We start from the raw sequence: 1037 nt of genomic DNA on the forward strand, positions 1-1037 counted from the left end.
GGCGATCGAGGCGGCATCGCCGGGTTCGGCATCGGCAGGCGCGGCATTAGCCGCACCGTCCGCGGCCTCGGGCGCGCTCGCGCCGGCCCCGGCCTTGATCTCCTCGGCCGTCAGATCGAGGGTCGGCGGCGTCGGTCGGGCTCGGGAGCCGGGGACGCGGGGTTCGGATCATCGCTCGCCATCATTGCTCGCCATCCTTGCTCGCCACCGGGCTCCTGGCGAACCGCCATCCCCCATCGGATAGACCGCCGGACGCCGTGCCGCAACCGCCGCCCCTTACAGCAGCGCCAGCAGCGCCGCCTCGTTGGGTGCCGCCGCGACCGCGACGCTGGGGCAGGCCCGAAGCGCGCTGCCACCTGCGCGGAAAGGCACAGATGGCGGACCCCGCGCAGCGCGCCATCGAGCTTCGCGGCGCCCGCGCAGGCGAGCAAAAGTCTTAACCGTACGAGGAGAAAAATGCAGGGCTGCGTCCGATGGTCCCGCGGCGAGGGCGGCGCGCGCGCGTGCGACAGGCCGTCCGCCGGCCGCGCGGCATAGACGACGGCGAGGGTGACGCGCAGACGCGGGCCTTCCAGCAGCCGCCGAGGTCGGCCGCCCGCTCCTCCCCGGCCGATGGAGCACGTGGGCACCGGACGGCAGATCGGCGGCGAGCCGCCCGGCCAGGGCCGCGGCATCGCCGTCGCAGTCGGTGACTACGGCAAAGCCCGCCTCAAGCGCCTCCCGCGCCGTGCGCGGGCCGACCGCGAACGCCGGCAGCGCCGCGAACCGGGCGAACTCCGCGGATGCCGCCAGCGCCCTCACGCCGTTGACCGAGGTGAAGGCCACCGCGTCGAACCGCCCTTGGGGCAGCGCCGCGCCGGTGGGGACGATGCGCAGCATGGGATCGACCAGCGCCTCATGCCCCATGGCGGCGAGGCGCGCCGCGGTCTGGTGCGCCGCCGGCTCGGGGCGGGTGACGAGCACCAGCATGGTGCCCCCTAGAGGCCCAGAGCGCGGGCCGGCGCGCTGGCCCGAAGACGCGTGCCGAGCGCCGGCCG

1 protein-coding gene is annotated in these 1037 nt (G+C 75.8%); it reads right to left on the bottom strand.

The window, feature by feature from the left end:
* Positions 1-276: 276 nt before the first annotated feature.
* Positions 277-1037, bottom strand: a 761-nt coding sequence (locus tag AC2W7M_RS26190) for a uroporphyrinogen-III synthase (RefSeq protein ID WP_486136096.1), incomplete at its 5' end; no start/stop codon positions are given.

The sequence above is a fragment of the Xanthobacter sp. BG11Y11_SDJG genome (assembly GCF_057364445.1).